This window comes from Pantoea sp. JZ29, from assembly GCF_035190385.1.
In the GTDB taxonomy this organism is placed as follows: Bacteria; Pseudomonadota; Gammaproteobacteria; order Enterobacterales; family Enterobacteriaceae; genus Pantoea; species Pantoea stewartii.
Window position 1 is genome coordinate 1,242,740 of the sequence record NZ_CP045241.1, and the last position, 19,511, is coordinate 1,262,250.

The 19,511-nt window shown below is 55.3% G+C and carries 18 protein-coding genes; 11 read left to right on the top strand and 7 right to left on the bottom strand.

The window, feature by feature from the left end; all coding sequences use genetic code 11:
• Positions 1 to 129: 129 nt before the first annotated feature.
• Entirely contained in the window at positions 130 to 2,130 is a 2,001-nt protein-coding gene (tkt, locus tag GC090_RS05920; RefSeq protein WP_033740817.1) for a transketolase, read from the bottom strand.
• Between the two features lie 63 nt (positions 2,131 to 2,193).
• On the bottom strand, positions 2,194 to 3,144 hold the full coding sequence (gene tal / locus GC090_RS05925; RefSeq protein WP_033740815.1) for a transaldolase: 951 nt from the start codon (positions 3,142 to 3,144) through the stop codon (positions 2,194 to 2,196).
• A 360-nt stretch (positions 3,145 to 3,504) separates the two neighbouring features.
• Between tal and maeB the strand changes: the two genes are divergently transcribed.
• Positions 3,505 to 5,784 carry an NADP-dependent oxaloacetate-decarboxylating malate dehydrogenase gene (gene maeB / locus GC090_RS05930; protein WP_324021100.1) on the top strand — a complete coding sequence of 760 codons (2,280 nt, stop codon included), beginning with the start codon at positions 3,505 to 3,507 and terminating at the stop codon, positions 5,782 to 5,784.
• Between the two features lie 59 nt (positions 5,785 to 5,843).
• On the opposite strand, the gene hemF is transcribed toward maeB, so the two are convergent.
• Together hemF and amiA are read right to left on the bottom strand one after the other, a co-directional pair.
• Entirely contained in the window at positions 5,844 to 6,758 is a 915-nt protein-coding gene (gene hemF, locus GC090_RS05935; RefSeq protein ID WP_033740812.1) for an oxygen-dependent coproporphyrinogen oxidase, read from the bottom strand.
• A 48-nt stretch (positions 6,759 to 6,806) separates the two neighbouring features.
• Complete coding sequence (gene amiA / locus GC090_RS05940) at positions 6,807 to 7,652, bottom strand: N-acetylmuramoyl-L-alanine amidase AmiA (RefSeq protein ID WP_324021102.1); 846 nt, start codon at positions 7,650 to 7,652, stop codon at positions 6,807 to 6,809.
• A gap of 209 nt (positions 7,653 to 7,861) precedes the next feature.
• Here amiA and GC090_RS05945 point away from each other — a divergent pair, with 209 nt between their 5' ends.
• The 10 genes from GC090_RS05945 (at position 7,862) to GC090_RS05990 (ending at position 16,621) form a co-directional block, all read left to right on the top strand.
• Positions 7,862 to 8,287, top strand: a complete 426-nt coding sequence (locus GC090_RS05945) for a GNAT family acetyltransferase (RefSeq protein WP_006117810.1) — start codon at positions 7,862 to 7,864, stop codon at positions 8,285 to 8,287.
• Positions 8,277 to 8,738 (top strand): DUF2919 domain-containing protein, encoded by a 462-nt coding sequence (locus GC090_RS05950; protein WP_033740808.1) that lies wholly within the window; start codon positions 8,277 to 8,279, stop codon positions 8,736 to 8,738. The genes GC090_RS05945 and GC090_RS05950 overlap by 11 nt, the downstream gene beginning before the upstream one ends.
• Before the next feature lie 63 nt (positions 8,739 to 8,801).
• Positions 8,802 to 9,422 carry an RpoE-regulated lipoprotein gene (locus GC090_RS05955; RefSeq protein WP_033740806.1) on the top strand — a complete coding sequence of 207 codons (621 nt, stop codon included), beginning with the start codon at positions 8,802 to 8,804 and terminating at the stop codon, positions 9,420 to 9,422.
• Positions 9,423 to 9,629: 207 nt separating this feature from the next.
• Complete coding sequence (locus tag GC090_RS05960) at positions 9,630 to 10,646, top strand: sulfate ABC transporter substrate-binding protein (protein ID WP_172912874.1); 1,017 nt, start codon at positions 9,630 to 9,632, stop codon at positions 10,644 to 10,646.
• Positions 10,646 to 11,479 carry a sulfate/thiosulfate ABC transporter permease CysT gene (gene cysT, locus GC090_RS05965; RefSeq protein WP_006117806.1) on the top strand — a complete coding sequence of 278 codons (834 nt, stop codon included), beginning with the start codon at positions 10,646 to 10,648 and terminating at the stop codon, positions 11,477 to 11,479. The genes GC090_RS05960 and cysT overlap by 1 nt, the downstream gene beginning before the upstream one ends.
• Positions 11,479 to 12,354: a sulfate/thiosulfate ABC transporter permease CysW gene (gene cysW, locus GC090_RS05970; protein WP_324021104.1), complete on the top strand. Its 876-nt coding sequence runs from the start codon at positions 11,479 to 11,481 to the stop codon at positions 12,352 to 12,354. The genes cysT and cysW overlap by 1 nt, the downstream gene beginning before the upstream one ends.
• Positions 12,344 to 13,432, top strand: coding sequence for a sulfate/thiosulfate ABC transporter ATP-binding protein CysA (cysA, locus tag GC090_RS05975; RefSeq protein WP_205950625.1), 1,089 nt, complete (start codon positions 12,344 to 12,346; stop codon positions 13,430 to 13,432). The genes cysW and cysA overlap by 11 nt, the downstream gene beginning before the upstream one ends.
• A 115-nt stretch (positions 13,433 to 13,547) precedes the next feature.
• Positions 13,548 to 14,429 carry a cysteine synthase CysM gene (gene cysM, locus GC090_RS05980; protein WP_054633373.1) on the top strand — a complete coding sequence of 294 codons (882 nt, stop codon included), beginning with the start codon at positions 13,548 to 13,550 and terminating at the stop codon, positions 14,427 to 14,429.
• Positions 14,430 to 14,594: 165 nt separating this feature from the next.
• Complete coding sequence (locus GC090_RS05985) at positions 14,595 to 15,275, top strand: response regulator transcription factor (protein WP_006117802.1); 681 nt, start codon at positions 14,595 to 14,597, stop codon at positions 15,273 to 15,275.
• On the top strand, positions 15,272 to 16,621 hold the full coding sequence (locus tag GC090_RS05990; RefSeq protein WP_006117801.1) for an ATP-binding protein: 1,350 nt from the start codon (positions 15,272 to 15,274) through the stop codon (positions 16,619 to 16,621). Before GC090_RS05985 ends, GC090_RS05990 begins: the two co-directional genes overlap by 4 nt.
• A 50-nt stretch (positions 16,622 to 16,671) precedes the next feature.
• Here GC090_RS05990 and crr read toward each other — a convergent pair whose 3' ends face one another.
• From crr to ptsH, 3 genes are all read right to left on the bottom strand, one after another.
• Positions 16,672 to 17,172, bottom strand: coding sequence for a PTS glucose transporter subunit IIA (crr, locus tag GC090_RS05995; RefSeq protein WP_006117800.1), 501 nt, complete (start codon positions 17,170 to 17,172; stop codon positions 16,672 to 16,674).
• A gap of 42 nt (positions 17,173 to 17,214) precedes the next feature.
• A complete protein-coding gene (gene ptsI / locus GC090_RS06000; RefSeq protein WP_006117799.1) occupies positions 17,215 to 18,942 on the bottom strand; it encodes a phosphoenolpyruvate-protein phosphotransferase PtsI in 1,728 nt (575 codons plus the stop codon).
• Positions 18,943 to 19,101: 159 nt separating this feature from the next.
• Positions 19,102 to 19,359, bottom strand: a complete 258-nt coding sequence (gene ptsH, locus GC090_RS06005) for a phosphocarrier protein Hpr (RefSeq protein WP_003848868.1) — start codon at positions 19,357 to 19,359, stop codon at positions 19,102 to 19,104.
• Between the last annotated feature and the right edge of the window lie 152 nt (positions 19,360 to 19,511).

Sequence of the window (19,511 nt, forward strand, 5' to 3'; positions counted from 1 at the left end):
CGGGCACGGCGAAAAACGTGGTTACCGAAGAAGGTGGGTTTTCAGAAAGCAGCACGCCAGCGTCAGGCTGGCGTGCTGAGAGCAAAACCGCGATCCGGCTGAGGAAGCCGGATCGCGTGAGTGCGAGGATTATGCCGGTTTCAGCAGGGCTTCGGCATGGCTGACGATGTTTTCTATCGTGAAGCCAAACTCCGCGAACAGCTTTTCTGCTGGCGCAGATTCACCGAACGTAGTCATCCCGACAATGGCACCGTCCAGCCCGACATACTTATACCAGTAATCTGCAATGCCTGCTTCCACGGCCACGCGTGCTTTCACAGCGGAAGGCAGCACAGATTCGCGATAAGCCGCATCCTGCGCGTCGAACAGATCCGTTGAAGGCAGTGAAACGACCCGCACCTTATGGCCGCCGGTCGTCAGCTTCGTTGCTGCGCCCAGCGTGATCTCCACTTCAGAGCCGGTGGCAATCAGAATGACGTCTGGCGTGCCCTCACAGTCTTTCAGGACGTAACCGCCGCGTTTGATATTCGCCACCTGTTCCGCCGTACGCTCCGGCTGTGCCAGATTCTGACGCGACAGGATCAGGGCGGTAGGCCCATGATGACGCTCAATCGCAGCCTGCCAGGCTACAGCGGTTTCCACCTGATCGCACGGACGCCAGACGCTCATATTCGGCGTAACGCGCAGGCTGGCAATCTGCTCTACCGGCTGGTGGGTTGGACCATCTTCACCCAGACCGATTGAGTCATGGGTATAAACCAGAATCTGGCGGGCCTTCATCAGGGCCGCCATGCGCGCGGCATTACGGGCGTACTCGACGAACATCAGGAAGGTCGCGGTATAGGGCACAAAACCACCGTGGTGGGCAATACCGTTACCAATGGCTGTCATACCAAATTCACGCACACCGTAGTGGATGTAGTTCCCGGCCGGATCCTCTTTGATGGATTTTGAACCTGACCAGATGGTGAGGTTACTGGGGGCGAGGTCGGCAGAGCCGCCCAGGAATTCAGGCAGCATTTTGCCGTAGGCTTCCAGTGAATTTTGCGAGGCCTTGCGGCTGGCGATTTTTTGCGGATTCGCCTGCAGATCGGCAATGAATCGGGCAGTTTCCGCTTCCCAGTTTGCGGGCATTTCGCCGTTCATACGCCGCGTATATTCTGCGGCCAGTTCAGGATAAGCCTGCTGATACGCGGCAAACTTATCGTTCCAGGCTTTTTCGCGCGCCGCGCCAGCTTCTTTGGCATCCCACTGCTGGTAAATCTCTTGCGGGATTTCAAACGCCGGATAATTCCAGCCCAGTTGCTTGCGCGTCAGGGCGACTTCTTCTTCACCCAGCGCGGCCCCGTGTGCCTCTTCTTTACCGGCTTTATTCGGTGAACCAAAGCCAATAACCGTGCGGCAGATAATCAGTGACGGCTTATCGGTGACGCTTTGCGCTTCTTTAATTGCGGCTTTAACGGCCTCGGCATCGTGACCATCAATTTCACCGACCACGTGCCAGTTATAGGCTTCGAAACGTTTGTGCGTGTCATCCGTAAACCAGCCTTCGGTCTCTCCATCGATGGAAATGCCGTTGTGGTCATAGAAGCCGATCAGTTTGCCCAGACCAAGCGTTCCGGCCAGTGAGCAGACTTCGTGGGAAATCCCCTCCATCAGACAGCCGTCGCCCATAAACACGTAGGTGAAGTGGTCAACGATATCGTGTTGTGGACGGTTAAACTGCGCAGCCAGCGTCCGTTCCGCAATGGCCAGACCCACGGCGTTTGCCAGACCCTGACCCAGCGGACCGGTCGTGGTTTCCACGCCCGGCGTGTAGCCAATTTCCGGGTGGCCCGGTGTTTTGGAGTGCAGCTGGCGGAAGTTTTTCAGCTCTTCAATCGGTAAATCGTACCCGGTCAGGTGCAGCAAACTGTAAAGCAGCATTGAGCCGTGACCGTTAGACAGGATAAAGCGGTCGCGATCCAGCCAGGCGGGGTTGGTCGGATTATGCTTGAGGAAATCGCGCCACAGCACTTCGGCGATATCTGCCATGCCCATTGGCGCACCAGGATGACCGGATTTTGCTTTTTGTACCGCATCCATACTTAATGCGCGAATCGCATTCGCCAACTCTCTGCGTGAGGACATAAAGGGTCTCCCTTGTTAAGCATCAGGGCGGGAGTGAGCCCGCCCGGTAAAAGAGGGGAAAAACTACAGGCGCGCCGCCAGCACATCTTCCAGTTTTTGCTGGTCAACGGCGAACTGGCGAATACCGTCTGCCAGTTTTTCGACCGCCATAGGGTCCTGATTATGTTCCCAGCGGAACTCCGCTTCGGACAGCGGCGACGGCTGATGGAAACATTCAGTGGAAGGCTCAAGCTTACGCTCTACGGGCGCCTCGCTGTTCTGCAACTCCTCCAGCAGGTTAGGTGACAGCGTCAGCCGATCACACCCGGCCAGCGCCAGTACCTGTTCGACCTTACGGAAGCTGGCACCCATGATGATGGTGTCATAGCGATGCTTCTTATAATAATCGTAAATACGGCGCACCGATTTCACGCCCGGATCTTCGTCGACGTTATACGGGTCCATGGGCTTGCGGCTGTTGTACCAGTCATAGATACGGCCGACAAACGGCGAAATCAGATAAACCCCGGCTTCGGCGCAGGCGCGCGCCTGGGCAAAGGAGAACAGCAGCGTCAGGTTGCACTGGATACCATTCTTTTCCAGCTCTTCTGCGGCTTTAATGCCTTCCCATGTGGAGGCCAGTTTGATCAGGATGCGAGAGCGATCAATGCCGTGCTCTTCATACATGCGGACCAGCTTTTCTGCTTTCGTGACGCACATGCCACGATCGAAGGAGAGGCGCGCATCCACTTCGGTCGAAACACGGCCTGGTATGCTTTTCAGAATTTCCATACCGAGGTTAATGGCCACTTTATCGCTGGCGTTAATAATCTGCGTTTCTTTGCTGCCACCCTGTTTTTTCGCGTAGTCGATGGCGTCATCAATCAGATGTTTGTAAGGCTGGAGAGCAGATGCTTTCAGGATAAGCGAAGGGTTAGTCGTCGCATCTTGTGGGTGATAATTACGGATGGACTCAATATCGCCACTGTCAGCCACCACGGTCGTGAACTGTTTAAGGGCTTCAAGCTGGTTCATTTCTACACTCCTTGAAAAATACGTTGTAACAAAAGGGAACACCTCTGGCCTCGTGCCCTAATCAGTGCAGACATTACCCGTCGTAGTAACGCCGACTCACCACATTGCAACAGACCAGGTGCAGTGAAAATGCGTTTTCTCTGAATGTTGTGCGATGAGGGTTGTGCGCAACCACCCGAGATGACATTTCTGCGGATAATGACTGTCCAGCCATTAAGGATAGCAGCCATGAAAAATGACGCAGGGTAGACTGTGGCAATCTGTGCGTTAAGAAAGAAGGTTCTTTGAACCGCCTCACCGCTTTGTGATGGTGTGCTTTCTATACTGAACATCCACTTACCTGGCGAAGAAGGATGTCAAATGGATGACCAACTGAAGCAGAGTGCGCTTGATTTTCATCAGTATCCCACTCCCGGAAAAATTCAGGTTTCCCCCACCAAACCTCTTGCCACCCAGCGGGATTTGGCGCTGGCCTATTCTCCTGGCGTGGCGGCGCCCTGTTTAGAAATCGCCGCCGATCCGCTGGCGGCGCACAAGTACACCGCGCGCGGCAATCTGGTGGCGGTGATTTCAAACGGTACGGCGGTACTGGGGCTGGGGAACATCGGCGCACTGGCCGGGAAACCGGTGATGGAAGGCAAGGGCGTTCTGTTTAAGAAATTCGCGGGCATTGACGTTTTTGATATTGAGGTCGACGAACAGGATCCCGATAAGCTGATCGAGGTGATTGCCGCGCTGGAACCCACGTTTGGCGGAATCAATCTTGAAGATATTAAAGCGCCCGAGTGTTTTTATATCGAACAGCAACTGCGGCAGCGCATGAAAATTCCGGTGTTTCACGATGACCAGCATGGCACGGCCATCATCTGTACGGCGGCGGTGCTGAACGGACTACGCATCGTCAACAAGGCTATCGCTGATGTACGGCTGGTGGTGTCAGGCGCGGGCGCATCGGCCATTGCCTGTATGAACCTGCTGGTCGCGCTGGGCTTGCAGAAAGACCATATTCAGGTGTGCGATTCGAAAGGGCTGATTTACCGTAACCGCGAACCCAATATGGCGGCCACCAAAGCCGATTATGCCGTGGAGGATCACGGCAAGCGCACGCTGGCCGACGTGATCGAGGGTGCAGATATTTTCCTGGGCTGTTCCGGTCCGGATGTCCTGACGCAGGATATGGTGAAAAGCATGGCGAAAGATCCGCTGATTCTGGCGCTGGCAAATCCCCATCCCGAAATTCTGCCGCCGTTGGCGAAAGCCGTACGGCCGGATGCGATTATCTGCACCGGACGTTCTGATTTTCCTAATCAGGTGAACAACGTGCTCTGCTTCCCGTTTATCTTTCGTGGCGCGCTGGATGTGGGGGCCACCGCCATCAATGAAGAGATGAAGCTGGCGGCCGTACACGCCATTGCCGAACTGGCACAGGCGGAACAAAGCGACGTAGTGGCTTCGGCCTATAGCGATCAGGACCTGCGCTTCGGACCGGACTATCTGATTCCCAAACCCTTTGATCCACGTTTAATCGTGCAGATAGCCCCTGCCGTGGCGAAAGCGGCGATGGCGTCCGGCGTGGCAACCCGGCCTGTGGCCGACTTTGATGCCTACCGGGAGCAACTCACGGAGTTTGTGTATAAGACCAACCTGTTTATGAAGCCGATCTTTTCCCAGGCGCGTAAAGCCCCGAAACGGGTGGTGATGGCGGAGGGCGAAGAGGTGCGGGTGCTGCATGCTACGCAGGAGCTGGTCTCGCTGGGGCTGGCGAAACCCATCCTGATAGGTCGCCCCAACGTGATCGCCATGCGGTTAGAAAAACAGGGGCTCAAAATTGAGGCCGGAAAGGATTTTGAAATCGTGAATAACGAATCCGATCCCCGCTTTAAAGCGTACTGGAATGAGTATTACCAGATGATGAAGCGGCGCGGTGTCACCCCCGAGCAGGCGCAACGCGCCGTTATTGGCAATCCGACCCTCATCGGTGCCATCATGGTCTACCGTGGTGAGGCCGATGCGCTGATCTGCGGCACCATCGGCGATTATAACGAGCACTACGAGATTGTGGAGCGCGTGCTGGGCCTGCGGAGTGATGTGAAGGTGGCCGGTGCGATGAATGCGCTGTTACTGCCGAATGGCAACACGTTTATTGCGGATACTTACGTCAACGCCGATCCTACACCGGAACAGCTGGCGGATATAACGTTAATGGCGGCGGAAACCGTCCGTCGCTTTGGGATTGAGCCGCGCGTGGCGTTGCTGTCGCACTCCAGCTTTGGCACCTCCAGTGCGCCTGGTGCGCAGAAAATGCGCGATGTGCTGGCGCTGGTGCAACAGCGCGCGCCTGAGCTGGAAATCGACGGGGAGATGCACGGCGATGCGGCGCTGGTGGAAAGCATCCGGCGGGAAATCATGCCCGACAGCCCGCTGAAAGGCAGCGCAAACCTGCTGATCATGCCCAACGTGGAAGCGGCGCGCATCAGCTACAATCTGCTGCGCGTGTCCTGTTCGGAAGGCGTAACGGTCGGGCCGGTGCTGATGGGCATGACCCGGCCGGTGCACGTGCTGACGCGCATCGCGTCCGTGCGCCGGATCGTCAATATGGTGGCGCTGGCGGTGGTGGAAGCGCAGACGCAGCCGCTGTAGTCAACCGGGGCGGCGACCCGGGTTGCCGCCCCGGCACGTTCCTGAGCCGGCAACGTGGATTACTCAGGCAGGTTGAGCCAGTTTTTCACCGGCAGGAAGTCACGGTAGAGCGCGGCCTCGGGTGAGTCAGGTTCAGGATGATAGTTATATTCCCAGCGCACCATGGGCGGCAGGGACATCAAAATGGATTCCGTTCTGCCTCCGGTTTGCAGGCCAAACAGCGTGCCCCGATCCCACACCAGATTGAACTCTACATAGCGACCCCTGCGGTAAAGCTGGAACTGCCGTTCGCGGTCGCCATAAGGCATGTGCTTGCGGCGCGCCACAATCGGCTGGTAAGCGTCCAGAAAGCCCCGGCCGACGGCCTGAATAAGGGCAAAACTTTGTTCAAAGCCCGGCTCGTGGATATCGTCAAAAAACAGCCCACCAATACCGCGTTGCTCGTCGCGGTGTTTCAGATAGAAATAGTCGTCGCACCACTTTTTAAACCGGGGATAGACATCCTCGCCAAAAGGCTGGCAGATATCGAAGGCGGTCTGATGCCAGTGCAGCGCATCTTCTTCAAACCCGTAAAACGGCGTCATATCAAAGCCGCCGCCAAACCACCAGATCGGCTCGGCACCGGGTTTTTCGGCAATGAAAAAGCGCACATTCGCATGACTGGTCGGTACATACGGGTTGTTGGGATGGATAACCAGCGAAACGCCCATGGCTTCGAAACTGCATCCGGCCAGCTCAGGACGATGTGCCGTCGCGGAAGCTGGCATCTGGTCGCCATGAACGTGGGAGAAATTCACGCCAGCCTGTTCAAACACGGCACCATTACGCAGCACACGGCTTCGTCCACCGCCACCGCCGGGGCGTTCCCAGCGGTCTTCAGTGAACTGCGCGCCACCGTCTTCGGCAGTCAGCTTGCGACAAATCTCATCCTGCAAATCCAGCAGGAACGTTTTTACGCGGGAGATATCAGGCATGGGATAGGCTTCTCTTAGTAAAAATTGGCCGTGATTATAGCTGATCTACTATGACATTCGACGATCATACTCATCAAAGTAGTTAATGATACCTGTGGCGATAGCCGAGGCAATCTTCTGCCGAAAGGCGGTCGTGCCCAGCAACTGCTCTTCGCGCGGATTGGTAATAAAAGACGTTTCCACCAGCACCGAGGGAATGGACGGCGACTTCAGCACGGCAAAGGCGGCCTGTTCGGTATACTGACTGTGAAGGTGATGCACCGGGCGAATCTGGTCCAGAACGTGTTTGCCCAGGGTCAGGCTGTTTCTGATGGTGTCCGTTTGCACCAGATCGAACAGAATCTGCTGTAAATACTGGTCCTGCTGTTCCACGTTGGCTCCGCCGACCTTGTCCGCGTCATTTTCACGTTTCGACAGGTAACGCGCCATGCTGCTGCTGGCACCCCGATTGGATAACGCGAACACAGAGGCACCGCTGGCATCCGGGCTGGTATAGCCATCCGCATGGATTGACATAAACAGGTTCGCACCGTGCTGATGCGCAATCTCCACCCGCTGGTAGAGCGGAATGAAATGGTCGCTGTCACGCGTCAGGCGGACCTCGATACGCGGATGTGACTGCAGCAGACTGCGCACATTACTGGCGATGTCTAAAACAATGTGTTTTTCTTCGGAACCCTCTTCGCCGACCGCACCCGAATCGATACCGCCGTGGCCCGGATCGAGCATCACGATGCGCTTGCCGTTGTTAACCCGCGGCCTGGGCGACGAAGGTCGGGCAGAGAGCGAAGCCTGCTGTTCCTTCGCCTGCACCGCGCGCGGGGACAATATGGCGAGCGCCAGCCCGGACAGCAGCAGCTGGCGACGATGAATTAAACGTTTGAGTAAGTGCATGTGCATGTCCCTGAGCAGTCATAATGCACCGTGTTATAGCGTAACATTATGCCCGGTGCGATCTTTCAACCATTTCAGGTTATTACTTTGTTTTTCAGCCTGGTAACAGGCAATTTCTTTTTTTTTAACGTTGCCGTCAGCAGCCAGGGTTGCACCCGCCGAAGAAAGCGTGATAATCAGCAAATTGAGGTGAACTGCAGGTACAGAAGATGGAAATCCGCACCTTCCGCCAGGAAGATTTTGAAGAAGTGATCACGCTCTGGGAACGCTGCGATTTGTTACGGCCATGGAACGATCCGGAGCTGGACATCGAACGCAAAATGCATCATGACGCCGACCTGTTTCTGGTGGCGGAAGTCGGGGGCGAAGTCGTCGGTACCGTAATGGGCGGTTACGATGGTCACCGTGGCGCGGCTTACTATCTGGCGGTGCATCCGGATTATCAGGGCCGCGGCTTTGCCAATGCCCTGATGAATCGCCTGGAGAAAAAACTCATTGCGCGCGGTTGCCCTAAAATTCACCTGATGGTGCGGGAAGAGAACGACCAGGTCGTTGCCTTCTATGAAAAGCTGGATTATGAAACGGTCGATGTGGTGTTGCTGGGCAAACGTTTAATCGAAGATCGTGAATATTAATTCGGTCTGGCCGCCTGAGGAGTACGACGACAAAGGGCAACTGCGCCTGCCGTTTCTTTTCTGGCTGATTCTGCTATTGCAGTCGCGCACCTGGTGGCTCCTGGTGATGGCCGGCGCGTCACGTCAGCAGGGAAACGATCTTCTGGCACTTTTCTATCCGGATCGCCAGGCGTTCTGGTCAGGACTGGTGTTAGGTCTGCCAGCGCTGTCGGGGCTGTTGCTCACGGGCTACCGGTCGCGTTTACCCCGAGTGTGGCGCAGCTGGCGCCTGGTGCTGGTGGTCTCGTTAGGGGCGAATTTGCTCTGGCAGAGCGTACAACTCGTCCAGACCGATCTGCTCAGCTCACCGTTGCCGCTGCTGTTTACGCTGTTTGATCTGCTGGCACTGCTGTGGTTACTGATCAGTGTCCGGCTTCGCGCCTGCTTTTTGCCGCCACACGATCCCGAATAAACTTTTTGCCGCTTTGCGACTCCAATCCGTTTTGCCCAGGTCTATTTATTAACAGGAGTTTTCATGAAAGCTGTTCGTTACACGATACTGACGGTGGCCATGCTGGTCAGTGGGTGTGCCAGTTCCTCCGGCCCTGACGCCAACAGCAGCCAGCAGGTACGCTGGTGGAATCCATTGAGTTACCACTGGTCTTCTGCGCTGCCATGGAACTGGTTTGGTCCTTCACTGACGATCAGCGATCAGGGCGTTGGTGGGATCAACAGTGCCACGGCGATGAACGAATCGGCCATCAAAGACGGGCTTAAGGGCAACTACGATCTGCGTCAGGGCATGCGTGGCCAGAACGGTCAGGTGGTGTCCTTCTGGCAGGCGATGAAGGACGGTCAGGTTAAGCTGGTCATCTATGGTCAGTCACAGGTTGACCGCATTGAGGTGACGGACAACGACATCGCCAGTGCCGACGGCAGCAAAATTGGCGATGCGTTTAGCGCCAGATATGACAAAGCCTTTAATAACTGCATTGTGGCTGCCGGGTTAGACAATCATGACGTCGAATGCCGTGTGCCTGGCAGCCCGCATCTACGCTATGTTTACAGCGGGACCTGGCACGGTCCGGAAGGATTACTGCCCGCCGATGACACGCTGAAAAGCTGGAAACTCAGCAAGTTCGTCTGGCAGCGTTAAGCCCCGTAATTTTTGCCTCCCGCAGGGCGTTCAGTGCGCCCTGCCAACCCAATTCTGTTTTTGCGCATTCTTTTCCCGCCGCCTTATGCCTTTTTCGACTTTGAAATCAACAAACGATATATAAAACCGTTACGGGTTTACGCTGAGTTATAAATAAACTGCTGTATCTGCGGATGAGATCTGCATCAAATTTCTTCAGGGTGAACCATGACCTTCAAAGCGATGAAAAAAATCGTGAGCGGAATCGCGCTGTCGCTGGGCCTTGCTGGCGCCGCGCACGCCACAGAGCTGTTAAACAGCTCTTATGACGTTTCACGTGAACTGTTCGTCGCCCTGAACGCGCCTTTTGTCAGCCAGTGGGATGCGCAACATCCGGACGATAAACTCACCATCAAAATGTCGCATGCGGGTTCTTCTAAACAGGCGCTGGCCATCCTGCAAGGGCTGCGTGCCGATGTGGTGACCTATAATCAGGTGACGGATGTTCAGGTGCTGCATGACAAAGGCAAACTGATCCCGGCCGACTGGCAAACGCGCCTGCCGAATCACAGTTCACCGTTTTATTCCACCATGGCGTTTCTGGTTCGCAAGGGTAACCCTAAGCAGATTCATGACTGGTCCGATTTAACCCGTGACGACGTGAAGCTGATTTTCCCGAATCCGAAGACCTCGGGTAACGGGCGTTATACCTATCTTGCCGCCTGGGGTGCCGCAGAGAAAGCGGACGGCGGCGACCAGGCAAAAACGCGCGCCTGGATGACACAGTTTCTGAAAAACGTCGAGGTTTTCGACACAGGCGGACGCGGCGCCACCACCACCTTTGCTGAACGCGGTTTAGGGGATGTGCTGATCAGCTTCGAATCGGAGGTCAACACCATTCGTAATCAGTACGGTAAAGAGGATTACGAAGTCGTGGTGCCAAAAACCGATATCCTGGCGGAGTTCCCCGTCGCCTGGGTCGATAAAAACGTTGAACACAATAAAACAGCCGACGCGGCGAAGGTTTATCTGACCTGGCTGTATTCGCCCGAGGCACAGAAAATCATTACGGACTTTTATTATCGCGTGAACAATCCGCAGCTGATGGAGCAGCAAAAAGATCGCTTTCCAGCCACACAGCTGTTTCGGGTTGAAGACGTATTTGGTAGCTGGAATAACGTTATGAAAACCCATTTCGAAAGTGGCGGTGAACTGGATCAACTGTTAGCGGCGGGGCGTGGATAATGTTTGCAGCCAGCCAAAAACGTGTTTTGCCCGGTTTCGGCCTGAGCCTGGGCACCAGTCTGCTGTTTACCTGCCTGATTCTGCTGCTGCCCATCAGCGCCCTCATCATGCAGTTGTCGCAGATGACATTGCAGCAATACTGGGACGTGGTGACCAATCCCCAGCTGATTGCAGCCTATAAAGTGACGCTGCTGTCGGCCGGCGTTGCCTCATTGTTCAATGCCCTGTTTGGCATGCTGATGGCCTGGGTTTTAACGCGTTATCGCTTCCCGGGTCGCACGCTGCTGGATGGTTTAATGGATTTGCCCTTTGCATTGCCAACCGCCGTCGCAGGGTTAACCCTGGCCGGTCTGTTTTCGGTAAACGGCTGGTACGGTCAATGGTTTGCTCATTTCGACATTAAGATTTCCTACACCTGGATTGGTATCGCGCTGGCGATGGCCTTCACCAGTATCCCGTTTGTTGTCCGGACGGTGCAGCCGGTGCTGGAAGAGTTAGGTCCGGAATACGAAGAGGCGGCGCAGACACTGGGCGCAACGCCCTGGCAAAGTTTCCGTCGCGTTGTGCTGCCGGAAGTGGCTCCGGCGTTGCTGGCGGGCACTGCGCTGTCGTTTACCCGCAGCCTGGGCGAGTTTGGCGCGGTGATCTTTATCGCGGGCAATATTGCCTGGAAAACAGAAGTGACCTCACTGATGATTTTTGTCCGTCTGCAGGAATTTGATTATCCGGCCGCCAGCGCCATCGCGTCGGTCATTCTGGCGGCGTCGTTGCTGCTGCTGTTTGCCATTAATACCTTACAGAGCCGCTTTGGCCGTCGTCTGGGAGGTCACTGATGGCTGATATTTCGCAACTCAATCATGCCGATCGCCAGCCCGTAAACTGGGGTAAATGGCTGCTTATCGGCACGGGTGTGCTGATCTCGGTGCTGCTGCTGGTGGTGCCGATGGTCTCCATCTTCTGGGAAGCGCTGCACAGCGGGCTTGGCCCGACTCTGCGTAACCTGACCGACAGCGATATGCTGCACGCGATTTGGCTGACCGTACTGGTGGCGCTGATTACCGTGCCGGTTAATCTGGTCTTCGGCACCTTGCTGGCCTGGCTGGTCACCCGCTTTACGTTTCCTGGTCGCCAGCTGTTGTTAACCCTGTTTGATATTCCGTTTGCGGTCTCGCCGGTTGTGGCTGGCCTGATGTACCTGCTGTTCTGGGGCATTAACGGTCCGGCAGGCGGCTGGCTGGATGCCCACAATATTCAGGTGATGTTCACCTGGCCGGGTATGGTGCTGGTCACCGTCTTCGTGACCTGTCCGTTCGTGGTTCGCGAACTGGTGCCGGTCATGCTGAGCCAGGGCAGTCATGAAGATGAGGCTGCGGTGCTGTTGGGCGCGTCGGGCTGGCAGATGTTTCGCCGTGTGACGTTACCGAATATTCGCTGGGCAATGCTGTACGGCGTGGTGCTGACCAATGCCCGCGCCATTGGCGAGTTCGGTGCGGTATCTGTGGTATCCGGCTCCATTCGTGGCGAAACCTACACTTTGCCGCTTCAGGTCGAATTGCTGCATCAGGATTACAACACGGTGGGTGCCTTCACCGCCGCCGCGTTGCTGACCGTCATGGCCATCCTGACCCTGTTTTTGAAAAGCATTGTGCAGTGGCGCTTAGAGCAGCAGCACAAACGCCTGCAACTGGAGGAAAATCATGAGCATTGAGATTAAACAAATCAACAAATCCTTTGGTCGCACAGCGGTGCTGAACGATATTTCACTGGATATCCCGTCGGGCCAGATGGTGGCGTTGCTGGGGCCGTCCGGTTCCGGTAAAACGACCCTGCTGCGTATTATCGCCGGGCTGGAGCATCAGAACAGCGGCCAGATTCGTTTTCATGAGTATGACGTCAGTCGCCTGCATGCCCGCGATCGTAAAGTCGGGTTTGTTTTTCAACACTATGCGCTGTTCCGCCATATGACCGTGTTTGACAACATTGCCTTTGGCCTGACCGTGCTGCCGCGTCGTGAGCGGCCATCCAGTGCCGAAATCAAAAATCGTGTAACACGTCTGCTGGAGATGGTGCAGTTGTCGCATCTGGCAAACCGCTTTCCGGCTCAGCTCTCGGGTGGTCAGAAGCAGCGCGTGGCGCTAGCAAGAGCACTGGCCGTCGAGCCGCAAATTCTGCTGCTGGATGAGCCTTTCGGTGCGCTGGATGCCCAGGTGCGTAAAGAGCTGCGCCGCTGGTTACGCCAGCTTCATGAAGAATTAAAATTCACCAGCGTGTTTGTCACGCACGATCAGGAAGAGGCAATGGAAGTTGCCGACCGCGTCGTGGTGATGAGTCAGGGCAGCATCGAGCAGGTGGGCACGCCGGATGAGGTCTGGCGCGATCCGGCGACGCGCTTCGTGCTGGAATTCCTGGGCGAAGTTAACCGCTTTGACGGTGAGGTTCATGGTTCCCAGTTCCATGTCGGGGCGCATCACTGGCCGTTAGGCTATACCTCCGCCCATCAGGGCGCGGTTGATCTGTTTCTGCGTCCCTGGGAGATTGATGTTTCGCGTAAAAGCAGCCTGGAAACCCCTTTACCGGTACAGGTCCTTGAGGTGAGTCCGCGTGGCCATTTCTGGCAGTTGGTCGTGCAGCCTGCGGGCTGGCAGAGCGAACCTTTCTCGCTGGTGTTCGATGGTGATCAGACCGCGCCACTGCGCGGCGAGCGCCTGTTTGTCGGGCTGCAACAGGCCAGGCTCTATCAGGGCGCCACGCCATTGCGGGCAGTTGCCTTTGCGCACAGCGCCTGATATTTTCTTTTTCACGCAGGGCGGGACAATGTCCCGCCCTTTTTTAATGTTTATACCGCCATACCTCAGGCTCTGGCCTGATTCGTAACGGTATCGTTTCGCCAGGATATGCACCGTGACCACTCTGGAACACACAATCGGTAATACACCGCTTATCAGGTTACAGCGCCTGACGCCTGACAATGGCAGTGAGATCTGGCTGAAACTGGAGGGCAACAACCCCGCCGGTTCCGTCAAAGATCGCGCAGCCTGGTCGATGATTCATCAGGCGGAACGGCGAGGCGAGATAACACCGGGCGATCAGCTGATTGAGGCCACCAGTGGCAACACCGGTATCGCGCTGGCGATGATCGCGGCGATGAAAGGCTACCGGTTGCGCTTACTGATGCCGGATAATATGAGCCAGGAGCGGCAGGATGCGATGCGTGCCTATGGGGCCGAGTTAGTCCTGATAGGTCGGGAGCAGGGCATGGAGGGCGCGCGTGATTTAGCCCAGGCGATGGCGGCGCGCGGTGAGGGAAGGGTGCTGGACCAGTTTAATAACCCAGACAATCCACTGGGCCACTACCAGACCACGGGACCGGAGCTGTGGGCCCAGTCGAATCAGCGCATGACGCATTTTGTCTCCAGTATGGGCACCACCGGCACGATTACCGGCGTAGGGCGGTTTTTAAAAGAACATAAGACGGGCGTGAAAGTGATTGGCCTGCAGCCTAAAGAAGGCAGTAGCATTCCTGGGATTCGCCGCTGGCCTCAGGCGTATTTGCCCGGCATTTACCGGCCCGAGTTGGTGGATGAGGTAATTGATATGGGGCAGCAGGAAGCCGAAGAGACCATGCGGGCGCTGGCCCGGCGTGAAGGTATTTTCTGCGGCGTCAGCTCAGGCGGATCGGTCGCGGGCGCACTGCGTATTGCCAGCGCCCATCCTGGAAGCGTCGTGGTGGCCATTGTTTGTGACCGTGGCGATCGCTATCTCTCTACCGGCGTTTATCAGTAACGTCACGCAGCCATTACGCCCTCTGAAGGCTTATGCTGCGCCGTCGGCTGCCTGAGTCTTGTTTATTTGGCTAAGCTTACTGGCATCTGTAAGGATCGCGTAAAACTGGCTGCGCGTTTCGCTGGCCCGGTTCAAAATAGCGCCAGTGACGTAAGAGAGATAACAATGAAAATCCTGCTGGTAGATGACGACGTAGAATTAGGCACGATGCTGAGCCAGTATCTGATCACGGAAGGCTTTGATACGCAACTGGTGTTAACCGGCACTGCCGGTGTGCAGGGGGCGCTGTCCGGTGAGTACAGCGCCATGATTCTGGATATTATGCTGCCGGATATGAGCGGCACCGATGTCCTGCGCCAGGTGCGCCAGCAAAGCCGTCTGCCGGTGATTATGCTGACGGCCAAGGGCGACAATATTGATCGGGTTATCGGCCTGGAAATGGGGGCCGATGACTATATGCCCAAGCCGTGTTATCCCCGTGAGTTGGTGGCGCGCTTGCGTGCCGTACTGCGTCGGATTGAAGAGCATGCGCCTCTGCAGGATAAAAAAGAGACGCTGCAATGGGGAGAGTTAACACTCAATGCGGCCAACCGCGTGACGGAATGGCAGGGGAAAGCCTTTGATCTGACCGCCTCTGAATTTAATCTGCTGGATTTGCTGCTGCGTTCACCGGACCGGGTGGTGACGAAAGACGAGCTGTCTGAGAAAGGCCTGGGACGACCGCGTGAAGCGTACGATCGCAGCGTGGATGTGCATATCAGTAATATCCGTCAGAAGCTCAGCGCGCTCACCGCCGACAGCATCACCATCGAAACCGTTCGCAGCATTGGTTATCGCATTCGATGAATCAAACTTACCGTGGGCGCATGTTCTGGAAGATCCTGCTGGGGTTCTGGCTGGTTTTCCTGATTATCAGTCAGCTGATCTGGCTGGGTTTCTCACTTTCCGGTACACGGCATCATCCCCCTGAATATTTGGTCACCCAGCGGCTGGCTGACGCGCTGATGGCGTCAGCCGTGTCGGTGCTGGAGCGGGGCGGCCCGTCAGCGCTGGATGCGATGATGGCGGAGTGGGCCCCGGAAGATCGGGCGTTTTTGCATGTACGCGCACTGGATAATCTCCGCAACGCAGAGGCACCGCCGCTTGCGCCCGAAACGCCCGAAAAATCCTTTTTTCCCGACCATCTTGTGCGCCAGGCACAGAGCCCGGACGGCAAGAGCTATGAGCTGCTGTACGATCTGAAAGGCATACGCACAATGAGCCGGGAGGGGCGGCCACATAATTTCCTGAATATTCCTGAGCCCATGTTCATTTTCGCCGGGTCTGTGGGGTTGCTGTTTAGCCTGCTGCTGGCATGGAACCTGACGCGCCCTATGCGACAACTGCGTGAAGGTTTTTCGCGGGTAGCCAATGGCGACTTAAGCATCAGGCTCTATCCTGCGCTGCGTAAGCGTCATGACGAGCTCTCCAGCGTGGCGCAGGCGTTCGATGCCATGGTTGAACGCCTGGACACGTTGGTGCGTGCCCGTGAAGCCCTGCTTCATGACATCTCTCATGAACTGCGCTCGCCGCTTGCCCGTCTGCAGCTGGCAACGGGCCTGGCGCGACAGCGGCCAGAAAACGTGAATGACTCGCTGGATCGCATCGACGAAGAGGCACAGCGGCTGGATAAGATGATTGGTGAACTGTTAACCCTGGCGCGTGCCGAGCATGAAAGTGTGCCGGGCGAACACTATTTTGATTTGGCCGGCTTATTAGAGGCGGTGGTTACCGATCTCCGTTATGAAGCGCAGATCCCCGGCGTCGAGGTCGTGTTTAACGTTGATGAGCAGGCCGATCATACCGTACGCGGGAATGCTGAGTTATGCCGGCGAGGCATTGAGAACGTGCTGCGTAATGCTTTACGCTTTTCGCTGCCGGGTCAGCGCATTGAGGTCAGCCTGCAGGTTGAGCAACAGTGGCTGGCGATTCAGGTGCGGGATCAGGGACCAGGCGTCGATGAGAATAAGCTGTCCAGCATCTTTGATCCCTTTGTCCGGGTCAATTCGCCGTTACTGGGTAAAGGCTACGGGCTGGGGCTGGCAATTGTGCGTAAAGTGGTACTGGCGCATCATGGCGAGGTCAGGGCGGTTAACCGGCCTGAAGGCGGACTGGAGCTGACACTGCGTTTGCCCCGCTGGCAGCCGCATTAAGCAGAGACGTGAAGCATAAGAGAACGGCACCCTGAGGTGCCGTTTGTGTATTACTTTTTGATGCGAATCACCGGGGTTTCACCCACGACGACCTGACCAGACAGTTTTGTCAAATCCTTGATTTCATCCATATTGGAAATGACAACAGGGGTCAGTGTGGATTTTGCTTTCTCTTCCAGCAGCGGCAGATCGAATTCGATCACCACGTCGCCTTTTTTAACCTTCTGACCTTCTTCGGCGATGCGTTTGAAGCCTTCGCCTTTCAGTTCGACGGTATCGATGCCGAAATGCACGAACAGCTCAATGCCATTATCGGATTCGATTGAAAAGGCATGGTTGGTTTCGAAAATCTTGCCGATAGTCCCATCAACCGGCGCAACCATTTTGTTGCCGCTTGGTTTGATCGCAATACCGTCACCCACGATTTTTTCTGCAAACACCACATCTGGTACGTCTTCAATATTCACGATTTCGCCAGACAGAGGCGCTACGATATCAATTGTCCCAGCGCTATCTGTTTTTTCGCCAAAAAGTTTAGAAAACAAACCCATGATCTTCTCCTAAGCAGTAATTTGGGGCCAGCATCTCGTGGATCAGCAGAGCGTTTTTTCTTTAATGAACTTGTTCACCAGGTTCATCAAGTCTTCCGCCGTAGGTTGAGCCAGTGCCTGCTCTGCCAACGCCTTCGCATCTTCGAAATGTGTATTACGAATAATTTTCTTGATGCCAGGGATAGAAATGGCACTCATGCTGAATTCGTCCAGCCCCATTCCCAGTAACAGTAGTGTAGCACGTTCGTCACCTGCCAGCTCACCACACATGCCAGTCCATTTACCTTCAGCATGAGACGCATCAATGACTTGCTTGATGAGGTTCAGTACCGAAGGCGTCATCGGGTTATACAGGTGCGAAATCAAATCATTACCACGATCTACTGCAAGAGTATACTGCGTCAAATCGTTTGTCCCAATGCTAAAGAAGTCGACTTCTTTCGCCAGGTGACGTGCAATCACGGCAGAGGCAGGCGTTTCCACCATAATGCCCACTTCGATTGACTCGTCAAACGCTTTACCTTCTTCGCGTAACTGCGCTTTCAGCAGCTCCAGTTCCGCTTTCAGCGTACGCACTTCTTCAACCGAAATGATCATCGGGAACATGATGCGCAGCTTACCGAAAGAAGAGGCACGTAAGATAGCACGCAGCTGTGCATGCAGAATTTCCTTACGATCCATCGCAATACGGATGGCGCGCCAGCCCAGGAACGGGTTTTCTTCTTTAGGCAGGTTCATGTAAGGCAGGTCTTTATCACCGCCAATATCCATGGTACGGACGATCACGGCCTGCGATCCCATGGCTTCTGCGACCGCTTTATACGCCTGGAACTGCTCTTCTTCAGTCGGCAGTGAGTCGCGATCCATAAACAGGAACTCAGTGCGGTACAGGCCAACACCTTCTGCACCGTTGCGCTCGGCACCGGCGATATCGCGTACCGTACCGATGTTGGCGCAGACTTCAACCTGATGGCCATCCAGCGTAACAGCCGGCAGATCTTTCAGCTTCGCCAGCTCATGTTTTTCAGACAGATACTGATTCTGAACCGCTTTCAGCTCTTCCTGAACCGCCTCAGACGGATTAACGTGAATCGCATTGTTCACCCCGTCCAGGATGATGAAATCGCCGTTTTTGATGGTGGCGGTCACGTTACCGGTGCCGACAATCGCCGGGATTTCTAATGAGCGTGCCATGATTGAGGTGTGCGAGGTACGGCCACCCAAATCGGTAATAAAGCCCAGCACCTTTTTCAGATTCAGCTGTGCGGTTTCGGATGGCGTTAAATCTTTCGCCACCAGAATAGATTCTTCCTGGATTGCGCTCAGGTCGACAATGTGCAGACCTAATATGTTTTGCAGCAGACGCTTACCGATGTCACGCACGTCTGCCGCACGCTCTTTCAGGTATTCGTCGTCCAGCTCCTCCAGGGCTTTTGCCTGGGCGTCGATGACGGAGTTCACAGCAGCATCAGCAGTGGCGTGATCTTTTTTGATCAGGTCGATGATTTCCTGCTCCAGCTCTTCGTCTTCCAGCAACATAATGTGGCCTTCGAAGATGGCTGCTTTTTCTTCACCCAGGGATTCGCTGGCTTTGATACGAATGGCTTCAAGTTGCTCAGCCGCTTTGCTACGCCCTTGCAGAAAGCGCTGAACCTCCTGCTCAACCTGGTCATCTGAAATTTTTTTACGGTTGATGACGATCTCGTCTTCTTTCAGCAGCAGAGCTTTGCCGAAAGCGATACCTGGTGATGCTAAAATGCCTGAAATCATAACCCTACCTTTTTATCACGATGGCTGACTGGACTCGTTGCGTTGCCATAGTCGTGTGACACGTACTCTACGAAAGCAATAACGCGGACAGGTTGTCCGCGATCAAGATGTTGCACACAATGGCGCAGAAGAGTCGTTTTAAGCGGAGCAGAAAGGAGATTACTCCAGTTCCGCCATCAGCTTAACCAGATGCTCTACGGCTTTTTGCTCATCTTCACCTTCCGCAGAAAGTGTGACAACGGTGCCCTGAGTCAGACCCAGAGTCTGCAGCTTAAACAGGCTTTTGGCGCTGGCCGATTTGCCGTTGGAGGTCACGGTGATTTCTGACTGGAAGGCTTTAGCTTCTTTGACAAATTGCGCAGCAGGGCGAGTATGCAGTCCGTTTGGTGCGGTAATGGTAACTTCTTGCTGGAACATTCTATTTCCCCAACGTTTTCAGGATGAGTGTTATGGATCTAAAGTCTAGCCTGGAGCCGTAACTTTAGCCTGTGTAGGTGCGCGGGTATACAACTTACAATCGAACAAATGCGCTTGAATGAGTGTTTCATTCCCGCTGCGTGTCAAAACAC

What these genes read in the sequence shown, in the direction of transcription:
- tkt (WP_033740817.1), bottom strand. Translation starts at nt 2,130, where the DNA reads ATGTCCTCACGCAGAGAGTTGGCGAATGCGATTCGCGCATTAAGTATG.
- tal (WP_033740815.1), bottom strand. Translation starts at nt 3,144, where the DNA reads ATGAACCAGCTTGAAGCCCTTAAACAGTTCACGACCGTGGTGGCTGAC.
- maeB (WP_324021100.1), top strand. Translation starts at nt 3,505, where the DNA reads ATGGATGACCAACTGAAGCAGAGTGCGCTTGATTTTCATCAGTATCCC.
- hemF (WP_033740812.1), bottom strand. Translation starts at nt 6,758, where the DNA reads ATGCCTGATATCTCCCGCGTAAAAACGTTCCTGCTGGATTTGCAGGAT.
- amiA (WP_324021102.1), bottom strand. Translation starts at nt 7,652, where the DNA reads ATGCACTTACTCAAACGTTTAATTCATCGTCGCCAGCTGCTGCTGTCC.
- GC090_RS05945 (WP_006117810.1), top strand. Translation starts at nt 7,862, where the DNA reads ATGGAAATCCGCACCTTCCGCCAGGAAGATTTTGAAGAAGTGATCACG.
- GC090_RS05955 (WP_033740806.1), top strand. Translation starts at nt 8,802, where the DNA reads ATGAAAGCTGTTCGTTACACGATACTGACGGTGGCCATGCTGGTCAGT.
- GC090_RS05960 (WP_172912874.1), top strand. Translation starts at nt 9,630, where the DNA reads ATGACCTTCAAAGCGATGAAAAAAATCGTGAGCGGAATCGCGCTGTCG.
- cysT (WP_006117806.1), top strand. Translation starts at nt 10,646, where the DNA reads ATGTTTGCAGCCAGCCAAAAACGTGTTTTGCCCGGTTTCGGCCTGAGC.
- cysW (WP_324021104.1), top strand. Translation starts at nt 11,479, where the DNA reads ATGGCTGATATTTCGCAACTCAATCATGCCGATCGCCAGCCCGTAAAC.
- cysA (WP_205950625.1), top strand. Translation starts at nt 12,344, where the DNA reads ATGAGCATTGAGATTAAACAAATCAACAAATCCTTTGGTCGCACAGCG.
- GC090_RS05985 (WP_006117802.1), top strand. Translation starts at nt 14,595, where the DNA reads ATGAAAATCCTGCTGGTAGATGACGACGTAGAATTAGGCACGATGCTG.
- GC090_RS05990 (WP_006117801.1), top strand. Translation starts at nt 15,272, where the DNA reads ATGAATCAAACTTACCGTGGGCGCATGTTCTGGAAGATCCTGCTGGGG.
- crr (WP_006117800.1), bottom strand. Translation starts at nt 17,172, where the DNA reads ATGGGTTTGTTTTCTAAACTTTTTGGCGAAAAAACAGATAGCGCTGGG.
- ptsI (WP_006117799.1), bottom strand. Translation starts at nt 18,942, where the DNA reads ATGATTTCAGGCATTTTAGCATCACCAGGTATCGCTTTCGGCAAAGCT.
- ptsH (WP_003848868.1), bottom strand. Translation starts at nt 19,359, where the DNA reads ATGTTCCAGCAAGAAGTTACCATTACCGCACCAAACGGACTGCATACT.